The organism is Yoonia litorea (assembly GCF_900114675.1).
Taxonomy (GTDB): domain Bacteria; phylum Pseudomonadota; class Alphaproteobacteria; order Rhodobacterales; family Rhodobacteraceae; genus Yoonia; species Yoonia litorea.
Genome location: NZ_FOZM01000001.1, coordinates 1,503,817 through 1,523,451, shown reverse-complemented (window position 1 = coordinate 1,523,451; position 19,635 = coordinate 1,503,817). Strand labels below are relative to the sequence as shown.

18 protein-coding genes are annotated in these 19,635 nt (G+C 58.7%); 7 read left to right on the top strand and 11 right to left on the bottom strand.

All coding sequences use genetic code 11. The features are described 5' to 3' along the window. Positions 1–129: 129 nt before the first annotated feature. A complete protein-coding gene (locus BM316_RS07870; protein ID WP_090207734.1) occupies positions 130–678 on the bottom strand; it encodes a pseudouridine synthase in 549 nt (182 codons plus the stop codon). Positions 679–922: 244 nt separating this feature from the next. On the opposite strand from BM316_RS07870, the gene BM316_RS07865 reads away from it, so the two are divergent. The 3 genes from BM316_RS07865 to BM316_RS07855 all read left to right on the top strand — a co-directional run bounded on the left by BM316_RS07865 (position 923) and on the right by BM316_RS07855 (position 4,797). Then, the gene (locus BM316_RS07865; RefSeq protein ID WP_090206118.1) at positions 923–2,095 is read left to right on the top strand and encodes a type III PLP-dependent enzyme; all 1,173 of its coding nucleotides are present in this window, start codon (positions 923–925) and stop codon (positions 2,093–2,095) included. Positions 2,096–2,231: 136 nt separating this feature from the next. After that, positions 2,232–3,512, top strand: coding sequence for a DUF3422 family protein (locus BM316_RS07860; RefSeq protein ID WP_090206115.1), 1,281 nt, complete (start codon positions 2,232–2,234; stop codon positions 3,510–3,512). A gap of 97 nt (positions 3,513–3,609) precedes the next feature. Beyond that, positions 3,610–4,797 carry a glycerate kinase type-2 family protein gene (locus BM316_RS07855; protein ID WP_090206112.1) on the top strand — a complete coding sequence of 396 codons (1,188 nt, stop codon included), beginning with the start codon at positions 3,610–3,612 and terminating at the stop codon, positions 4,795–4,797. Positions 4,798–4,872: 75 nt separating this feature from the next. Here the strand turns inward: BM316_RS07855 and BM316_RS07850 are convergent, their stop codons facing one another. Continuing rightward, positions 4,873–6,165 (bottom strand): cytochrome-c peroxidase, encoded by a 1,293-nt coding sequence (locus tag BM316_RS07850; protein ID WP_242649793.1) that lies wholly within the window; start codon positions 6,163–6,165, stop codon positions 4,873–4,875. Positions 6,166–6,267: 102 nt separating this feature from the next. On the opposite strand from BM316_RS07850, the gene BM316_RS07845 reads away from it, so the two are divergent. Continuing rightward, positions 6,268–6,684 (top strand): tetratricopeptide repeat protein, encoded by a 417-nt coding sequence (locus BM316_RS07845; RefSeq protein WP_207493637.1) that lies wholly within the window; start codon positions 6,268–6,270, stop codon positions 6,682–6,684. A gap of 315 nt (positions 6,685–6,999) precedes the next feature. Further along, a complete protein-coding gene (locus tag BM316_RS07840) occupies positions 7,000–8,646 on the top strand; it encodes an FG-GAP-like repeat-containing protein (protein ID WP_090206106.1) in 1,647 nt (548 codons plus the stop codon). A 254-nt stretch (positions 8,647–8,900) separates the two neighbouring features. Here BM316_RS07840 and BM316_RS07835 read toward each other — a convergent pair whose 3' ends face one another. The 3 genes from BM316_RS07835 to BM316_RS16695 all read right to left on the bottom strand — a co-directional run bounded on the left by BM316_RS07835 (position 8,901) and on the right by BM316_RS16695 (position 11,616). Continuing rightward, the gene (locus BM316_RS07835; protein WP_090206103.1) at positions 8,901–10,169 is read right to left on the bottom strand and encodes an NAD(P)/FAD-dependent oxidoreductase; all 1,269 of its coding nucleotides are present in this window, start codon (positions 10,167–10,169) and stop codon (positions 8,901–8,903) included. A 22-nt stretch (positions 10,170–10,191) separates the two neighbouring features. Beyond that, the gene (locus BM316_RS07830; RefSeq protein ID WP_207493635.1) at positions 10,192–10,962 is read right to left on the bottom strand and encodes a c-type cytochrome; all 771 of its coding nucleotides are present in this window, start codon (positions 10,960–10,962) and stop codon (positions 10,192–10,194) included. A 363-nt stretch (positions 10,963–11,325) separates the two neighbouring features. Beyond that, a complete protein-coding gene (locus tag BM316_RS16695) occupies positions 11,326–11,616 on the bottom strand; it encodes a hypothetical protein (RefSeq protein ID WP_165606553.1) in 291 nt (96 codons plus the stop codon). Between the two features lie 81 nt (positions 11,617–11,697). Here BM316_RS16695 and BM316_RS07820 point away from each other — a divergent pair, with 81 nt between their 5' ends. Together BM316_RS07820 and BM316_RS07815 are read left to right on the top strand one after the other, a co-directional pair. Then, positions 11,698–12,975 carry a PqqD family peptide modification chaperone gene (locus tag BM316_RS07820; RefSeq protein WP_090206097.1) on the top strand — a complete coding sequence of 426 codons (1,278 nt, stop codon included), beginning with the start codon at positions 11,698–11,700 and terminating at the stop codon, positions 12,973–12,975. 48 nt (positions 12,976–13,023) lie between these two features. Beyond that, complete coding sequence (locus BM316_RS07815; RefSeq protein WP_090206095.1) at positions 13,024–13,587, top strand: type 1 glutamine amidotransferase domain-containing protein; 564 nt, start codon at positions 13,024–13,026, stop codon at positions 13,585–13,587. 69 nt (positions 13,588–13,656) lie between these two features. Here the strand turns inward: BM316_RS07815 and BM316_RS07810 are convergent, their stop codons facing one another. The 6 genes from BM316_RS07810 to BM316_RS07785 form a co-directional block, all read right to left on the bottom strand. After that, the gene (locus BM316_RS07810; protein WP_090206092.1) at positions 13,657–14,721 is read right to left on the bottom strand and encodes a TRAP transporter substrate-binding protein; all 1,065 of its coding nucleotides are present in this window, start codon (positions 14,719–14,721) and stop codon (positions 13,657–13,659) included. A gap of 23 nt (positions 14,722–14,744) precedes the next feature. Further along, on the bottom strand, positions 14,745–16,316 hold the full coding sequence (locus tag BM316_RS07805) for a TRAP transporter large permease (RefSeq protein WP_090206089.1): 1,572 nt from the start codon (positions 16,314–16,316) through the stop codon (positions 14,745–14,747). After that, positions 16,316–16,912, bottom strand: a complete 597-nt coding sequence (locus BM316_RS07800) for a TRAP transporter small permease (RefSeq protein WP_090206086.1) — start codon at positions 16,910–16,912, stop codon at positions 16,316–16,318. The genes BM316_RS07805 and BM316_RS07800 overlap by 1 nt, the downstream gene beginning before the upstream one ends. A 163-nt stretch (positions 16,913–17,075) precedes the next feature. Continuing rightward, on the bottom strand, positions 17,076–17,579 hold the full coding sequence (locus BM316_RS07795; protein ID WP_090206083.1) for a flavin reductase family protein: 504 nt from the start codon (positions 17,577–17,579) through the stop codon (positions 17,076–17,078). Beyond that, positions 17,579–18,469, bottom strand: a complete 891-nt coding sequence (locus BM316_RS07790; RefSeq protein ID WP_090206080.1) for an aldo/keto reductase — start codon at positions 18,467–18,469, stop codon at positions 17,579–17,581. Before BM316_RS07790 ends, BM316_RS07795 begins: the two co-directional genes overlap by 1 nt. Continuing rightward, complete coding sequence (locus tag BM316_RS07785; RefSeq protein ID WP_090206078.1) at positions 18,469–19,626, bottom strand: LLM class flavin-dependent oxidoreductase; 1,158 nt, start codon at positions 19,624–19,626, stop codon at positions 18,469–18,471. Before BM316_RS07785 ends, BM316_RS07790 begins: the two co-directional genes overlap by 1 nt. Positions 19,627–19,635: the final 9 nt, after the last annotated feature.

The window sequence follows — 19,635 nt, the reverse complement described above, 5'->3', positions numbered from 1 at the left end:
TATACCGTGGGGCATTATGCAACGTGGCGGGACAGGGGGCTCTTCATAAGTAGCTGACAAATAAAAATTATAGAGCAACACGAGACTTGGTGACACATAGCTTCAATGCACCCCGACCGCACCATCCCCTTAGATATCTGCGACCACGAATTTGCCCGATGCGATGCCGTCGAGCGTCCAATTGCCGACACGCCAACGCACCAAGCGCAGCGTCGGAAAGCCGATATTGGCCGTCATGCGCCGGACCTGTCTGTTGCGCCCCTCGCTGAGTGTGATTTCGATCCACCGATCAGGCACGGATTTGCGGAAGCGGACAGGGGGTTCACGCTCCCAAAGCTGGGGCGGATCAATCAGGCGGACTTTGGCGGGACGCGTCGGTCCATCCTTCAACGTCACACCTTCACGCAGAGGGTCCAGATCACCGTCTGTCGGTGCGCCCTCGACCTGCACCAGATATGTCTTGGTCATTTTGTTTTTCGGATCAGCGATGCGGGCTTGCAGGCGTCCGTCATCGGTTAGCACCAGCAATCCTTCGCTGTCGCGATCAAGCCGTCCGGCCGGATAGATATCGGGAATATCAATGTAGCCCGACAGGGTTGGCCGTGGTGTCGGGCTTTTGGCATCTGTAAATTGGGACAGAACGCCAAACGGTTTATTGAAAAGGATCACGCGAGACATGGCGTTCTCTAACGCGAGATATGCATCTGCGTCCACGCAGTTATGAAAAATCGCAATCACGCAAAAAACTTCTTGCGCCGAATCCAAAAGAAGCGCAAATGCGCGCTCAAGACGCCAACGCACGCGCCTCTGGCCGGTGATAGTCAACGCACACGTGTTTACGTAGCGACGGTAACGTCTCCCTTGGAACTGAGCGGTCTGCGGTGGGAAACCCCATCATGGCCGGGTCTTTTGGAGATGACCAATGACTATGCATTACGTGCCCGATCTGGGCAAAATTTCTGTCGATTCCGTATCCCGCCTCGATGCTTATGTCGCATCCAGAGAGTTTGATCGTCCAACCCTAGTCATGGATCTGGATCGCGTCAGTGCTCAATACCGCGCGTTGAAGGCCGGTCTGGGCCGTGCGGATGTCCATTATGCGGTCAAGGCAAACCCGGCACGTCAGGTCATTGCACGTCTGGTCGATCTCGGGTCGCACTTTGATGCAGCCTCTCGCGGTGAAATCGCACTCTGCTTGGCAGAAGGCGCTGATCCGTCAGAGATTTCCTTCGGCAACACCATCAAACGCGCAAGCGACATTGCCTGGGCTCATGCGCAAGGCATCCGCCTGTTTGCTGCAGACGCCGAGGAAGAGCTTGTCAAAATCGCAGAGCACGCGCCTGGTGCCTCGGTCTATATTCGCCTGATCGTCGAAGTGAGCGAAGCTGACTGGCCATTGTCCCGTAAGTTCGGCTGCGACCGTGATATGGCGCTGCACCTTCTGGATGTTGCGAAATCGCTGGGGCTGACACCGGTCGGGTTCTCTTTCCATGTTGGGTCGCAAACACGTCAGGCCTCCATGTGGGCACCGACCCTCGATGTTTTTGCGAAAATCTGGGCAGACGCCCGCACAGCCGGTCACGACCTGAGCCTTCTGAACATCGGTGGCGGTTTTCCTGCGTTCTACGGTGAAGAAATCGAAGCACCGACAGCCTACGCGTCGCAGGTCATCGCGATGGTCGAGGCCCGCTTCCCGGAGGCCCGGAAAATCATGGCAGAGCCCGGCCGCGGTATGGTCGCAGAGGCAGGTGTCATCGTTTCGGAAGTCATGCTGGTGTCGCGCAAGTCAGAGCGTGACCTGCACCGCTGGGTCTATCTCGACATTGGCCGTTTCTCCGGTCTGGCCGAAACCGAAGGCGAAGCGATCCGCTACCAGTTCGAAACACCCCGTGACGCTGACCAGCACGGTCCTTGCATTATGGCTGGCCCAAGCTGTGACAGCGCTGACGTTCTGTATGAGAAGCGCCCGGTCTCACTGCCGCTGACCCTGAAATCTGGTGACCGTGTCCTGATCCGCAATACAGGCGCTTACACATCGACCTATTCCTCGGTTGGTTTCAACGGCTTCCCACCACTCGACGTCGTCGTCATCTGATATCGGCACCCGGCGTTACCGGCACCCAGTATACTGTGGTGTGCCGGTAACGCCTTCAAAAACAACATGTTTTTCTTTACATGGCATGGATCGCCGCTAGGTTAGCGGACAGAGTAACCCGCAAAGGGCCATTGCCATGTCGACCATCGCTGATCATCCGCTTCGCTATGCGATGGCAAATGAGCTTCACGCGCGTCCGTTTCCGTCTGTCGATGCGCCAAGCCGCGCGGCTTATCTTGCAATCAAACCGGCAGACAACGCAGCAGGACGTGATCGTGCTGCTGATCGCGCGCATCTGATAGATTTGCTCGACCGTTTTGGGGCCCAGCACCCGCAGCCTGATGCCACGCATTATTTCGGCACGATTGGCAAGCATCAGCTGAAATGGGAAAGCCATACCGAGTTTGTGACCTACACGATCTTCGGCGAAGGGCTGGCCGAGCGTCCGTTTGATGCAGCAACCTTTGGCGTCTTTCCCTCCGACTGGCTGGAAAAGGCCCCCGGAACGCGGGTGACGTCTGCGTTGATCCGCATCGAGGTTGCGGAGGGCGATGACGGGATCATCGAAAAAGCGCGTGACTGGTTTGTCCCTGAAAGCCTCGCTATCAGTCGGGTGATTGAAAACGATCTCGTCGTGGCTGGGGATTTCCGCATCGACACCGCCGGTCACATGCGTTTCGCAATCTTCGCACGCCCGCGGGTCGGAAACCGGCGTGTCGGACGTGTTGTGCAGCGGCTTTGCGAGATAGAGACCTATAAAGCGATGTCGATGCTTGGTCTGACGCGCGTGCGGGAGCTTGGGCCAAAGATGGGTGAGTTCGACAAGCGCCTGACATCGTTGCTGGAAGACATGCGAAACGAAACATCACATGCGGCTGACGTGTTGCAATCCTTGCTGGAGGTTTCGGCAGAGATTGAAAACACAATTGCGCAGTCATCCTTTCGGTTTGGCGCGACAGGTGCGTATGAGCAAATTGTGAATCAGCGCATTCAGGTCCTGCGCGAAGAACGGTTCGAAGGGCGTCAGACGTTTTCCGAATTCATGATGCGCCGCTTCGATCCTGCCATGCGGACGGTCAAATCCACCGAGGCGCGCCTGCAAGCGATGTCGGAACGCGCTTTGCGGGCAGGCGATCTGTTGCGGACACGGGTGGACGTCGACCGTTCAGCGCAAAATCAGGAATTGCTGCAAAGCATGGACAAGCGTGCCGACCTGCAATTGCGCCTGCAGCGCACCGTTGAGGGGCTGTCAGTCGTCGCCATCAGTTACTACGCCGTCAATCTGGTCATGTATCTTTTGGCACCGTTGGAAGAAAGCTTTGGCTTGAGCAAAGCCTTTATGGCAGCAGCGGCAACGCCGGTCGTGCTGTTGCTGGTTTGGCTGATGGTCAACCGCATTCGCAAACATATGGAATAGCATCGCAGGTTGCCGTGATTGCGGGTTGATGAAGAGGGGGCTAGGCTCGAAATCGCGCTATCCCCGCCCCATCTCACTCCTGCAAAGCGAGGAACCTATGGACAACCCACGTGCTGCAGCGCTGCGCATCTTTCAGGCTGGTGTCGCCGCCGCTGATCCCTATGCAGCCGTTTCCCGACACTTGGATGACATTCCATCGCCTGCGCTCATTGTCGCGATCGGCAAGGCCGCGATGCGGATGGCCGAAGCCGCCATGGCGCGTTTTCCCGGTCGCCCGACAATCGTGGTGACGAACTACGAAAACGCAGGCCCGCTTGACGGCGCAGAGGTCTATGCTGCCGGGCATCCTGTACCTGATGAAAACGGCGCCAAGGCAGCAAAGGCAGTGATCACCGCACTGCGCAAGGCAGATGGCCCCGCCTTGGCCCTCATTTCGGGGGGTGGTTCTGCGCTTTTACCAGCGCCGAGTGGTGATCTGACTTTGGCCGACAAGGCGGCCGTCAACGAAGCACTTCTTGCAGCGGGGCTTGATATCCGCGCGATGAATCTTGTGCGCCAGCAACTCTCTGAGATCAAAGGGGGCGGTTTCTTGCGGCAAGCGGCACCGCATCAGGTCACAGCGCTGATCCTGTCGGATGTGGTTGGCGATGATCTTGCCGTGATTGCAAGCGGTCCGACAGTGGCCCCGATCGGAACGGCCAATGACGCGGTCACGCTTTTGCAAGATGCAGGCATTTGGGCAGGTTTGCCGGACGCGGTGAAGCGACATCTCAAGGCCAAAGCGCCAGCCGTAGCTTTGCCGGAGGCGCGCAACGTTCTGGTGGGGTCAAATGCGATCAGTGTCGAAGCGATGCGCCAAACTGCGCCTGGGGCCAAGGTTCTCACCACACCCGTCGAGGGAGATGTCGCAGACGCCGCGCGCGTGATTTGCGAGAGTGCCGGCCCAGGGATAACGCTCTGGGGTGGCGAAACGACGGTGGTCCTGCGCGGCAGCGGACGCGGTGGCCGCAATCAGGAACTCGCCTTGCGGATCGCGTTAGAGGCCTGCAAGCGCGGTTGGGCGGACTTCGTTTGTCTGCAAGGTGGTACAGACGGCAGGGACGGGCCAACAGACGCGGCAGGCGGGATTGTTGATCAGGGCACGCTGGACCGGATTGGCGACGTCGCGGGCCTATTGGCCAATAACGACAGCTATGCGGCGCTTTCTGAGGCGGGTGATCTGTTGATGACCGGTGCAACAGGTACCAATGTCGCTGACCTTGGTGTGTTGATCCGTCAGGGCTGACATGTCAGGCGTGGTGCCTGTGTGTGAGCACAGATGCCTCCGGCGGGGATATTTGAGGGCCAGTAATGACGCCGGTCAATCGACAGGCAGGCCGCTTGGCACAGTGTCAGGACGGCCCAGTGGCCTTTGGTCAACGGTCTCGCCGGTGAGCGCGTTGAGGAAGGCGACCAGATCGCTGATATCATTCTCTGAAAGTCGCATGGGCCTGATATCGAGCGCCTGCGCCTGCCGCGCCATTTCCAGATCATCTTGCTGGATTGCAAAATCACCCGCGGCCAGCCATGGGACATCTGGCAGATGCGCCATATCAGTTGTCCAATCGGCGCGCCCCGCGGCAGGATCGGCATGGTGACGGATCATGGCCTCCAAGGTCGGATAAGCCCCGTTGTGCCCGTAAGGTGCTGTTAAGGCGACATTTCTGAGCGAAGGCGTGCGGAAGCGATAGGCATCTTCCAGCCGGTCCGTTTCGGCCATGCGCCCGACGTCGCGCGGGATCTGATCCCATCGTCTTGTCCGCCCGGGGCCGAAGGCCGGCAGGCCGAGGGCGTGGAATTGCTGATCGGTAAAGAGCGGCCCTGCGTGGCAGGTGGCACAGCGGTTGTTGAAGAAAAGCTGCCGGCCTCTTTCGGCATCCTCCGCCAGCGGTTTGCCCGCCAGCCAGCGGTCGTAGGGGCTGTCAAAAGACTGCCACTCGCTGATGATAAACGCACCAAGGGCGTTGCCGATTTCGACAATGCTCACGTCACCGGGTTCTTCAATGTGATCAAAGGCTTGCACGAACATCGCCCCGTATTCAGGGATGGTGCGGACGCGCTTTGCGATGATCGGCCAGCCGCGGTCGATGCGGTTGTGGACCGCGCCGACGACATCGTTTTCGCCGAGATTTCCCATCATCTCGAACTGGGCGGCCATCGGGAACAGGGCTTGTGCTGCGACGAGGTTGTCGAGGCCTTGGGGGAGCCATTCTTCGGCGGGGCTGTCGAAGCCGTTGCCGTAGAGATCAGAGCGGGTCAGACGCCCGTCGTTGAACAGCACGTCGATCTCATTATGTCCAAGATTCCAAAGGCTTGGGGCGTTGCGGGGGATGCGTTTGCGGATCTGGTCGGGGCCTGTCCCTGCGGTCCTGTCAGGGCCGACACCGACACCGCCTTCGCCAATGCCGAGCGACAGACCGTCAGCGCCTGCATGATCATGGTGGTGGCAGGTCCCGCATGAGATATTTCTGTTTCCTGACAGTATCTTATCGTAAAAGAGCAACTGTCCGATGCGGGCTTGATCAGGGTCGGTGGGGATGTAATCATCCGGGCTGATCACCTGCGCCTGCGCGATGCCAGCGCCAAGAAAAAGACCGAGGAGAGCCCCATGCACCGCCCGTACACTGCGCGTACACAGACTGTACACAGGCTGTACACCAGCTGTGCAGCTCTTCTGATGGCGCTTGTGCTGTGCAGCACCCCGGCGCGCGCGGATATGGAAACGGCTCGTGATCTGATGGAAGCGGGTGAATTCGAGCAAGCCCGCGCGCTTTTTGAGATCTACGCCCGCTCTGGCAATGCCGAAGCCGAAGAATGGATCGGCGTGATGTATGCGCTTGGCCTTGGTGTCGAACAGGACGACGAACGCGCGTTTGACTGGTATCTTCGGGCGTCGTTGAAAGGGCATCCTGGCGCGCAATCCGGTCTTGGTTGGTACTATGAAGTGGGCCGCGGCATCCCCGCGCCGGACCTTGTCAGAGCCTATCTTTGGTATGCGCTCTCAGCAATAGGGGGCGACCCTGATGCGCTGATCTCTCTGGAGGAAATCACGCCACGGCTGACAGCCGACCAACGTGCGCGCGCCGAGGTGCTGATCGATGACTACAAGGTCTGGATGTACCCGTTCCGTTGAGGTTGCTGGAGCAACTGCCGGATGGCGGGGGATGAATAATCCACTCAGCAATGCGGAGGTGCATTCTGCGCGGCGCTTGGCGTGGACATCGTAGGCTGCCGACTTGGTGTGAGACAGTGACGGAATGAGCGGGGGCGCTGTCTTTGCCGGACAGAGATCGCACTGGGTGGGGTCATCGGGAGCAATTCGGGCGCTGGATGAAATGCGGATTGTCAGCGGTATCGCGAATTTGCTGCGTTTTTTCTTGCCACACGTTAGAGGCAAACTGCTAATTTGTGCGAAACACATTGCATTTCCGGCAGGAGGCTCAGGGCAATGAGCAAACTTCTTCATCTTTCGACGATTGCATTTGTGTTTTCAGCGTCCACGCAATTGGTTCATGCGCAAGAGGTAGCACTTGACCGTAGCGATGTCCGGAGCCTGCAAACGAATCTGAACGCGTTGGGGTTTTCAGTGGGCGGAGCTGACGGGATAGCAGGTCGCCGTACCTTGGCGGCAGTCGCCGAGGCGGCGGAAATGTTCGGGCTAAACGCTGCATCCATCGATAGCGCATTCAAAACTGAGCTTGATGCCATTGCAGCCTCTCGAACCAGCACCGCGTCCACATTCAAAACGGACTTGCCTCGGATAGAAATGGAATGGGTGACCGAAACTGACATCAGAGAGCGCCCGGGACTAGAAAGCTACAATGTTGTGCCACGGATTCTGATCGCCGGTGATCTGGATGGTGATGGTGGTGACGAGGTGGTTCTGGTTCAGGACGCAGTCGATAGCAGCTTCAACGTGGTTGCGGTGCCTACACCTCTGCAAATTCTCTCTCAGGGCACTGATAGGTGGGCCGGCTTTCCAGACAGCGTATCGCGCATCCTTGAACGAGAGGGGGTGGTCGCAGACTTTAATGGTGATGGTCTCAATGACCTCTTCATTGCAGCCTCCGGCGTCGATAAGCCGCCCTATCCAGGTGAACAGAACGTCTTGCTCCTGTCTTCGGAAAACGGGCACGAAGACGTCTCGTTCACCCATCTTCCGGTATTCGATGATTTCGCCCACGGAGCGGCATCAAGCGATATCGATGGCGACGGTGATCTGGATCTCTTTGTTGCAACCAATGGAGACAACACACCGATCGAGCCCTACTTTCTGATCAACGATGGTTCGGGGAAATTCGATCGGTCGGTGGCAGCAAATCACATGAATGGCAGGCTGGTCGATTTGAGCGGCAGGCAACGCCAGTTCCGCCCCTATTATTCCACAGGTCGGTTTTTTGACGCTGACGGGGATGGTTTTGAAGATCTGGCCTTGCTTTCACAGGGCGTAAGTGACCCTTTCACCTTCACCGAGATCGACGGGAGCATCATCCTTCATGGTGACGAAACGGGTCAGTTTGGTCGCGAAAGAATTACCGAACTGCCTGCTGGCAAATGGGGCCTTGGGACATTTACGGCTGATCTGGAGCCGATTGACCTGAACAATGATGGCATGCTGGATCTTGTCCTGACGGAGTGTTTTGTTCCCGGATCAAACAACGCGAACTGGCGAGGTCAGTTTATCCGCATCCTTATGTGGACCGAAGACGGATACGTCGATCACACGCATAGACGGATGTGGCCGCAAGGCTATGAAGACGAGCGTGAGATTATTTTTGCACACAACAGTCATCTTGTGGATCTTGACGGTGACGGTGATCTTGATCTGGTCACCGATGGCGGCAATCCGCTCTGGCGGAACCGACCCGGAGACACACCCTTGGTCATCGGTTTCAACGATGGTGCGGGCAGGTTTGTGCCAGCCCCTCCAACATGGCTAGACCCGACATCAGGCTATGTCGGATTTGGCCTGACACCGGCAGATATGGATGGCAACGGTCGGGCCGAGTTGTACGGCTACCAACTATACGGAGACTGGGAAAGCAGCCCTGCAAGAGTGTTTGGCATGCTCTTGCAATCGTTCACGCCTCAATAGTCAGATGCCTGAGTTGAGCAATTATTGGATGCTTGTGTGTTTGTGTCTGGAAGCTGAGTTTGCTTCTGCCAAGTTACGCTGAAATTCAGCGCGTTTGATCATTCCTATGCCCTATGACGACATTCAGTTCGGGCTCGTACCCGTCACCCCCGCATGCCGCGTTCCTCGAACCTCGCCGCTCTCGCCCTCTCGTTCTCCATAAAAAAAGGCCGCCTTTGATCCGGCGGCCTTTGCAGTGTTTTCAGTGACTGTGTTTAGCTGAACATGTCGCTGCTGATCCCGTCGTACCAGCCGAGGCTTTCCTGGTAGGTCGCCTCGCGCACGGCGACGGATTCGCCTGTTTGCGAGATGAATCCATCGACGCGGGCGATCTTTTCCTCTGTGGCCTCGTAGGTCGCGCCGACCTTGACGCCGTCATTGGTGGCGATCAGCGACCAGCAGGTGTTGGAGAACCGCGCAGGGAAGACGCGGCTGTCGGTCAACGCCCCTCTGACGGCATTGGCGCAGACCTTGGCCTGGCTGTTGGCCGAGAAGCCTGATTTGGGCATATCCCCTTGTGCGCAGGCATCGCCCAGCACGTGCACGTTCTCATCCATCTTGGAGGACAGATCAGCGGCGTTCACAGGGGCCCAGTTGCCTTCGGTGACACCGGCAATATCGGCGATCCGACCGGCTTTCATCGCAGGGATGACGTTGCAGGCGTCCACTTCCGTCACTTCGCCGTTGATGGTGATGGTCATGGCGTCGGGGTTCACGCTGACATCGCCGCCACCGTCGGGCGCGCCGATCCATGTGATCATGCCTTCGTAATGGGTGGCCCAGCCTTCCTCGAAGAGGCCCTTCTTGGAGAAAGCCTCTTTGGGGTCGGCGATCAGGATCTTGGCGGTCGGATTGATCTGGCTGAGGAGGTGTCCCACCATCGAGACCCGCTCGTATGGGCCGGGCGGGCAGCGGTACGGGTTGGGCGGGGCGACCATGGCGAAGGTGCCGCCTTCCGGCATGGCTTCGATCTGGGCCTTGAGCAGTTGCGCCTGCGTGCCGCCCTTATAGGCGTGGGGCATCGCACCTTGTGCGCTGACATCCCAACCGGGGACTGCGCCATCCACGAAGTCGATGCCGGGTGACAGGATCAGACGGTCGTAGGGCAGGACGTGCCCGGCGGCTGTTGTCACGGTCTTGGCGTCGCGATCAACGCCGACGGCCAGATCATGCACCACGTTGATCCCGTGGTTGGCGGCCAGTGTCGCGTAGGAATGGCCGAGGCTTTCCATCTCGCGGAAGCCGCCGATGTAGAGGTTTGAGAAGAAACAGGTGTAGTAGCGGCGCTGCGGTTCAATGAGCGTGACGTCAATCGCACCGGCGCTGTCTTTGGCGATATAGCGTGCGGCGGTTGCACCACCGGCACCACCACCAATCACCACAACCTTCGGTCTGCCGTGCCCGCCAGCCCAAACGGTCGGCGCGGCGAGGGTTGCCGCACCTGCGACGCCTGTGCCGATGAAAGTTCTTCTATTCAATGCCATGATTGTTCTCTCCCCTGATGGTTCAATTCTGTTGTTGTGAAAAATAGGCGGCGAGGGCCGCGATCTCTTCGTCACCGAGCTGGCGGGCGACAGTGGCCATTGTCTGGTTGTCACGCGCGCCGATCCGGTATTGCAGCAGGGCAAGGATCATCGCTTCGCGTGTCAGGTTGTCGATCTGCGGGACGCCGGTTGCGCTGGCCTGACCAGACACATGGCAGCTTGCGCATTCGGCCGAGAGGTATTCGCCGTAAGGCGCGTCACCTGCCATCGCCAAGAGCGTGTCAGGGATGGTCACATCCTCGGGGGCAGGGGGCGGCGGTGTGGTCGTCAGCCGCACGTAGGTCATCAGATCAGTGCGGTAGGCCTCATCGTCCATACCGGCCATTGGTGATTTGCTGGTGCCAGGCACGACCGACTGCGGATCAAGCAAGAAAGCCCGCAGGGTATCGCGGCCCCAGACCAAACCTTCTGCACCGGCGGTCTGCATCGCGTCTGAATAGGCATAGCCCGGCGCGCTGCCTGCGGTGCGCCCGTAGAGCGCGTAAAGGTTTGGGCCGACCCCGTGCAACTCGTCGCTATTGAGCGTGTGACAGGCCGCGCAGGATACCTCGAAATGCGGCTCGCCTGCGCTGGGGTCACCGCCGCAAACAGCGACGATATCATCAGGATCGGTGATTGGCAGACCGAGGTCGGGCAGGGGGCTTTCCTGAGCCTGGGCCGACAGAATGAACGCGGCAGTGCCTGCCGCAGCGATCAACGTGACTATAGAAACGCGCTTCATCTTCGCCGTCATGGTCTCCCTCAAATGCTTACCCAAGGTAAACACAACTTGAACGGTCTTGTATAGAAGCAAAGGCAGAATATCGGATGCTTCGGTCACCGGGTCTTGCAGATCAGACCGTTGAGAATGGCGAAATGCTGCGTATAACTTTGGTTTAGCCGCTCAAATTAAACATTTTCCGCATAGATGGCTGCCAGATTTTCGTCGCATTATGATCCTACATACCGAGAGCGCTGTCTGATCAACCAAGTCTGATCAACCAAGGCAGTGAAAACAGTCACTCACGAACAAAGAAGGACTAGGAATGACCGACGAAACCAACGATCTTTCCCGCCGCAAGATGCTCGCCCGTATTGGGGGTCTTGCCGCCGCCGCTTATGCCGCTCCGGCGTTTACAACGCTGTCGATGGCACATGCATCCGAAGGCAGTGCACCGTCAGAGCCAAGCGAGCCAAGCGAGCCAAGCGCGCCAAGTGAACCTTCAGAGCCAAGCGCGCCATCTGAGCCAAGTGAAGCTTCCACACCGAGCGCGCCTTCCGAGGCCAGCAAGGTCAGCGCGGCCAGCGCACCAAGTGAAGCGAGCAAGGCAAGCTCGCCAACGATGGCGTCAGGCGCGAGCAAGGCCGAGGACTGTGCAGCCTTGGGTGGTGACTGGGATGGCAGCACCTGCGTGCGCGACCTCTAGTCCAGTTCTCGCCCACACTAACACACTCACACACTCACTCAGGACTTGCGGTCACCCCACGGGTGGCCGCATTCTTTTTTGCGATGACCGAAGATACGCTTGTGAAATTCAAGAATCTTGCCGCTCCGCTTGCGTTGGCGCAGGGCGATGAGATGCTTCCGGTGATCAAGGCCGCGATCCCCGCCTGGCCGTTCAATGCAGTGGATGGCGATGGCATGGACAGATCGTCATTTGCGCGTTTGAGCCGTCATTCTGAGACGCAGTGGCAGCTTGATGCGCCGCTGGCCGAAAAGACGTCCGTGCTGCATGACCCGGTGAATGCTGTCTGCGACTTGATTGCCGAAATATCTTGGGAGCGGCTGCGCAGCCGTCCCGATCTTTTGTGTCTGCATGCGGCAGCAATCCAGATCAGGGACCGGCTGATCGTATTCCCCAGCCAAAGACGCGCCGGAAAGAGCCTTCTTACAGCGGCCTTGGGCAGAGAGGGTCATCCGGTTTTTACCGATGACTTTGTGCCACTTGCCGTTGATCCACAGACGCGTGTGATTTCGGGGCTGGCCAACGGGATTGCACCGCGATTGCGTTTGCCGCTGCCTGAGACGGTTTCCGAGGGGTTCGCTGTATGGGTGGATGATTCCATTACACTGCGCAACCGCCAGTATGGCTATCTGAGCGGTTTGTCCTTGCCTGAAGCAGGAACAGCGATGCCTGTCGGGGCAATCATTCTGCTTGAGCGGCCTGACGATCATAGAGGTCCGGCCGCCCTTTCACCGGTGCCGATCGACGATGCCCTGTCTGTCATCACCAAGCAGAACTTTGGCCGTCAGATCCATGCCGGAGCCATTCTGAATGTGGCAAGGGCGTTGGTGCAGACAATCCCTGTTCTGAAGCTTGTGTATCGTGATGTGGAAGAGGCGACGGCGCTTTTGCGGACCTCGCCACTGTTGGACGGTCTGCCTGAGGCGCGCCTTTCTGCATCTGATGCGCATTTGCCGACCCGTCCCGCGCCGCTTGAAGAAGGTTGGCAAAGGGGCACGCAGACCGCCGATATGGCAACCCGCTATCGTCAGACGGCAGGCACGACCGAGGTCGAGACCGACCGGGCCATCTATGTGGCAAGCGAGAGGGGGTTGGCCATCCACCAACTCAACCCGCTGCTTGCGATTGTGTGGAAGCTGACGGCAGAGCCAGCGAGCGGCGCAGATATCCTTGCCGCGCTTGCGGTGATCTATCCTGATGTCGATGCTTCGCAGTTGCAGGGCGACGTGCAGGCGTCCCTCACGTTTCTTTTGCGAGAAGAGCTGATTGCGCCGCTTGCTGGACAGTCTCAGGAACGCTGAAGGCCGCATCGCGTTGGTGTGTCGAACGCAACCAAAGAGGAGACGACGATGCCTAATATCGCTGACGCAAAGATTCTGATCATGGCCACGCACGGGTTCGAGCAGTCCGAACTGATGGAACCGCTTGAGCAACTGCGCGCAAAAGGTGCCACAGTGCATGTCGCGACGCTTGACGGTGAACCGATCAAAGGTTGGGACACTGACGATTGGGGCGAGACGGTTGAGGCCGACCTCAAGATTTCCGACGTCAACGTCGAAGACTATATCTGCCTGGTGCTGCCGGGTGGTCAGATCAACCCTGATATTCTGCGCACCGATAAGACTGCGGTCCAGACGGTGCGTGACTTTGTGACCCACGACAAGATTGTTGCGGCCATCTGCCATGCGCCTTGGCTGCTGATCGAGGCAGGTGTCGCTGAAGGGCGCGAGATGACTTGCTATCACTCGATCCGCACTGATCTGAAGAACGCAGGCGCGGCTTTTGTCGACAAAGAGGTTGCCATCTCGAACGGGATTATCACCTCGCGCAACCCTGACGATCTGCCGGCCTTTATCGCCAAGATCGTTGAAGAAGTGGAAGAAGGCGAACATCAGCGCCCTGCTGCGGCCTGATCATACCGCTTTACAAAACGAAGGGCCGCCCGTTTCGGGGCGGCCCTTGCTGTTTCCGGGACCTTGGACTTAGTTCAGGTCAGATCCGTAAGCCTCGGCCAGTTCACCTTCCACTTCGGCAACTGCGGCTTGCAATGCTTCGAGCATTTCAGAACCGCCGTCCACGTTTTCACGGAACCAGTCATAAACAGGGGCCGCGGCTTCGGCGAATGCGGCTTTTTCTTCTGGTGTCGGAACGTAGATGTCGCCGCCGCCTTCAACGAAGGCTTCATAGGCTTCGATCGACTTGCGCTTTGGCGAGGCAAAAGTTGCCTGCTGCAGCTGATAGAAGCCGTCGACAACAACGCGGCGCAGGTCTTCTGGCATTGCCATGAAGTTCTCGTTGCTCATCCACCAGAGCGCACCCATGTAGGAATGCCCGTCCAGTGTCAGGTACTGAAGGCCCGCATCAGGGAACTTCATGCCCATGATGTCGGTGATGCCGTTGGCGGTGCCTTCGACAACGCCAGTCTGCAGCGATGTGAAGAGCTCTGGCCATGGAATAGGTGTCGCAGAGGCACCCATTGCCTCGACCAGTTGGACAGGCAGGTCGGCCACAACGGTGCGCAGTTTCAAGCCTGCCAGATCGTCAGGGCCTTGCACGCGGCGCTCTGTGTTGGCGAAGTTGCGCCAGCCACCTGTGTTACCGACGGTCATCAGGCGGATGGTGTTGTCGCTGTCAGCCAGCGCGCGGTCACGCATCTGGCGGACGAAATCACCAGACAGCACAGCTTCGGCGACGCGGTCGTCCGACATCAGATACGGCAGGTCGAGCACCTGTACATATGGGAAGATGCCAGCAGCACCACCTGAGGTGGAGATGTAGACGTCGATGGAGCCTTCGGAGACACCTTCAAGGCATTCTGCGCCGGTTGCGCAAAGCTGTGTACCGATGAAAAGCTCAACCGCGATCCGGCCGTTGGAGGCTGCTTCGACGTAGTTCTTGAAGACAACCAGACCGTCATAGTCTTCGTCGTTTTCGTTTGAGTTAGCAGTCGCACGGATTGTAAACTCCGTGTGCCCACCAGCCCAGGCTGCCAGCGGGGTCGCCAGCAGAGCGGCGGTGACCGCGACTTTGGTGAGGTGTTTCAGCATTTTTCTCTCCCTGTTTGATGCTGTTAGTTGACGCCCGGTCCCGGGCTAATGCAAGCGCTAAAGCCGACGTCCGGGCCACAGCCCAGGAAACCCGTCAGATAAGGCACTGTCATGGAAATGGCGGGCACGTAGGTAATCAGGAAGATCACCAGAACCTGCACGGCTAGGAACGGCAGGATTGCCCGCGAGATGGTCTCGACCCGCTCTCCTGACACGGATGAGGCCACGAATAAGACAAGTCCCATCGGTGGCGTTGCCAGCCCCACGGTCAGGTTGACCGACATGATGATCGCGAAGTGCACAGGGTGTACGCCAAGGTCGAGGAAGATCGGCCCGAGGATCGGTCCCAGAATGATGATGGCCGGACCCGCATCAAGGAACATCCCCACAATGAAGAGGAGGATGTTGATCAGGAACAGCAGCATCAGCGGGTTCTCGGATAGCGACAGGATGTAGTCACTGAGAATCTGAGGGGCATAGGACAGCGAAACGACCGTCTTGAAGGCCACCGCCGCACCAACCAGCAAGAGCACCGCCGATGTGGCCAGCGCCGAGCGGGTCAGGACCGCGCCGAGGTCTTTCATTTTCATCGAGCGCAGCACGAAGAAGCTGACGATCAACGCATAGAACACCGCCACTGCAGAGGCTTCGGTCGGGGTGAAGACACCCACAAGGATACCGCCCAGAATGATCAGCGGCGTTTGCAGCGGTGCAACCGCCTTTTTGCAGACCATCCGGAAATCATGGCTGACACGCTTGCGATAGCCCATCAGCAGGAAATGCGAGATGACCAGAAGCAGCCCGAAGACAATCCAGAGGTTCAGACGGTGGACCGTGTCACCGGCTTCGTTTTCGAACGAAAGGCCCAGCAGTCCGGCCAACCCCGAATACACCGCCAGCAGAAGCCCTGCCACATTGATGCGGATCAGCGCAAAGCTTACCCAGTACTCGACGGTCGAGATATCCTGTCCTTGGGTGACGATGCGTTCGGCCTTTGGCAGGTCGTAGCGATCAGCCATCAGGCGGACCATCACCATCAGGCCGATGCCCACCAGAACACCGGGGACAATGCCAGCGAGAAAGAGCGCCGCGACGCTTTCGCCCATCACATAGGCATAGATAATCATAATGCCCGAGGGCGGAATGATCGGCCCGATCACCGATGAGGCCGCTGTAATCGCCGCCGCAAACTTGCGCGAATATCCGTTCTTTTCCATCGCTGGGATCAGGGTGGAGCCGAGTGCAGAGGTATCCGCGACCGCTGACCCTGAAAGCCCTGCGAACAGGATAGAGGACAGGATGTTCACATGCGCCAGCCCGCCGCGCAGATGCCCCATGAAGGCCTGGCTGAACTCGACAAGGCGCAGCGTGATACCGCCGCGGTTCATGATCTCGCCAGCCAGCATGAAGAAGGGCAGCGCCATCAGAGGAAAGCTGTCCATCCCGTTGTAAAGGTTGCGATAAAGCCCCGCGACCACGTTGCGGGTATCGCCTTCGTACATGATCAGCGCAATGGGTGAGGCCAGCAGTGCAAAAACCACCGGTAGCCCGATCATGATCAGGATCAGAAAGAGCGGAAGGAACCACAAAAGCATCAGTCAGCCCCCCCGACGTCTTCGGTTTGCAGGTTGGTCAACCGGTCGCCATGTCCCAGAAGCTTGATTACCTGCCGGATGATCAGTTCAAGATTGACGAGGATAAGCAGGTTCACACCGACCCAAAGCGAGGCGAACTGGTAATTGTTCTGAAACCGGTTGCCGCATTTGCCGATCTCGAAGCCGAAGGGCCAGCGCAGAGACGAAGAACACCCGCGGCCCGAGATCGTGTCAACGTGGTTGTTCAGCCCACGGTCCCACGCAATGATCAGGACCCAAAGCGCGATCCCCAGAAGGATGAGTGAAAGCACCGCCGCAGCCATCCGGGGCAGGGCGCGTTCCAGCATGTCAATCGAGACGAAGCCGCCCATACGGTAGGCCAGCGGTGCCATCAGGCCCGTCATCCACAGCATGCCGAAGCGCGCGCCTTCTTCTGTCCAGTTCGGCGCATCGTTGAGGACATATCGAAAGAAAACCTGCCCGAGGATCAAGGAAACCATGATCGCAAGGGCCACCACCGCAATTGCCTTGCCGATGGCAAGAACAACGGTGTTAAACCGTTCTAGGGGCCAAAGCAGGCCAAACAGGACCGACATTGCGGCTCCTCCCCTGTTTATGAGCGGGGTTTTCGCCCGCTTGTTGTTTTAGCGGGGGTTTTCCCCCTTGTTGTTGGAGGGCTGTGCCCTCAGGTCTTTGGTCGTGGGGGCTTTGCCCCCGGCGCTGTCGCGCCTCCCCCAGAGTTTTCCGGCCAAGATGAAATCAGCTTGGGTGAAACTCTCCGTATTTTCCGCCATGAAACACCAGCGGGTCTCCCATCCGGTGGTGTGCCTTGGTCACAAGGCCCACGATGATCACGTGGTCGCCTGCGTCGTGGGTGGCGTGCAGATTGCATTCGAATGTGGCCAGCGCGCCGTCAATCAGCGGCATGCCGCAGTGTGACGGATGCGTGGGCACGTCCTTGATCGCGGTTTTCGATCTGGCCACAGCCGCGCAGATGTCGCGCTGATCTGTACTGAGGACATTGATGGCAAAGCGGCGTGACCCGACAAAATGTTCGAACCGGCGCGACGATTTGGCTGGTGACCACAGCACCAGCGGCGGATCAAGCGAAACGCTGGCAAAGCTGTTGGCGACGATGGCCATTGGCCCTTCGGCGCTGTCGGTTGTCACCACAGTGACACCGGTGACAAATGTGCCGAGCGCCCCGCGAAAGCTGTCGCTGTCGGTGCTGGGATCGAATGTGGCGAGTGTGCCTGCGTCCATTATGGAACCTCTTGGCCGAGAGCGGCGGTATAGAGTTCGAACCAGGTCTGCCGGTCCATCTGTACCTTTGCAGCGTCGGAGAGAGTCTTGATCCGGTCAAGGTTATTCGTGCCCATCACCGGAATGATCTTCGCCGGATGCGCGAGCAGCCAGGCGACAGCGACGGCGGCGTTGTCGACACCATTGGCCCCGGCCACTGCGGCCATGGCATCCTGCACAGCACCGGAGCCCGTCATCAGGCTGCCGCCGCCGAGGGGCGACCATGCCATGATCGGCGCGTTGCGCTCTTGCAGGTAGGCGACGTCGCCATTGGTGAAACCCTGATGCGCTGAAAGCGAGAGTTCGATCTGGTTGGTCACCAGTTGGGTCTTCATTGCCGATTGCAGCAGCGTCCAGTCGTGCAGTTTGAAATTGGATACGCCCACAGTGCGGACCTTGCCTGACGCGACCACTTCATCAAGTGCAGCGCCGGTCTCATGGTGGTCCATCATCGGATCGGGGCGGTGGACCAGCAGCGTGTCGATCTTGTCCACGCCCATCAGGCGCAGCGAGTGATCAACAGAAGCAAGGATATGCGCGCGGCTGGTATCGTAGTATTTCACCCGCGCGTCGGCATAGCGCCCAGCGGGGGCGACGATATCGCATTTCGTGACGATCTCGATCTTGTCTTTCAGGGCAGGGGCCGCGCGCAATGCATCCCCAAGCACCTCTTCGGCCTCATAGCCGCCGTAGATGTCGGCCTGATCCATTGTGGTGATGCCCTGTTCGAGACAGGCTTCAATCTTGGCCTGCACATGGGCGGGCGAGGTGTCGCTGTCGTCGCCTAGCCGCCACATCCCGTAGACGATGCGGCTAAATGAAAGGTCGTCGGTGATCTTGATGCGATCCATTAGCGGCGGACTCCGTTTCCTAAGGGTGTTGCGGGTGTCTCTGACGGCACGCGGCCATATTCATGCGGCAGCGAGCAGGTCTTCAGTTCGGGCATGACCCGCTTGCCGAAGTGTTCGGCCTCGTCGATGTGCGGGTAGCCCGAGAAGATGAAGGCGCGGATGCCCATCTTCTGGTAGTCCTCGATCTTGGAAAGGATCTGGTCGGTCGATCCCACCAGCGCCGCACCACAGCCAGAGCGTGCGCGGCCCACACCGGTCCAGAGGCCCGGTTCGGTGTAGCCGTATTTGTCGGCCAGTTCGCGGGCGCGCGCCTGATGCGAGACACCGAGGCTGATGCTGTCATGGGCGCGGTCGCGGATCAGTTTGCCGTATTCGTCATCAAGCTTGGAGGCGATATAGTCGGCGTATTCCTTGGCCTCTGCTTCGGTATCACGGACGATCATATGCACCCGCAGACCGTAGTCGAGCGTCCGGTCGTGGGCGGCGGCGCGTTCATTGACGTCCTTCATGCGCTGTTCAAGCATGTCCTTGGTCTCTGGCCACATCAGATAGACGTCACATTGTGCACCGCAGAGTTCGAGTGCAGCAGGGGAATAGCCGCCAAAATAGAGCAGCGGACCGCCATTCTGCTGGTATGGCTTGGCAGGGTCTGTGGTGAGTTTGGAAATCTGGTAGATATCGCCGTCATAGCTGACTTCGTCTTGTGTCCAGCACTTGCGCAGGATCTCGACAACCTCGTGGCTGCGCTTGTAGCGGTAGGCGCTTTCGGCAACCTCACCCGGGAAATCCGAACTGATGACGTTCAACGTCAGCCGGCCCTTCAGCATGTGATCGAGTGTCGCGATGGTGCGCGCCAGCATGATCGGCTGCACTTCACCACAGCGGATCGCGGCGAGGAAGTTGATCTTTTCAGTCAATGGCGCCATGCCAGCAACGAACGACAGCGTATCTTGTCCTACCTGATAGGACGACGGGGCAAGAATGTTGCGGAAACCCTGTTTTTCGGCGGTCAGCGCAATGTCGCGGCAATGCTCCCATGATGAGCGCAGATCGCCATCGGGGACCCCCAGAAACTGATAGTCGTCAGAACAAAGTGCTGAAAACCAGGAGACTTCCGCAGCATCCAGATCGGCGCTGGTGACCGGCACGACAGTCATTGATTCTCC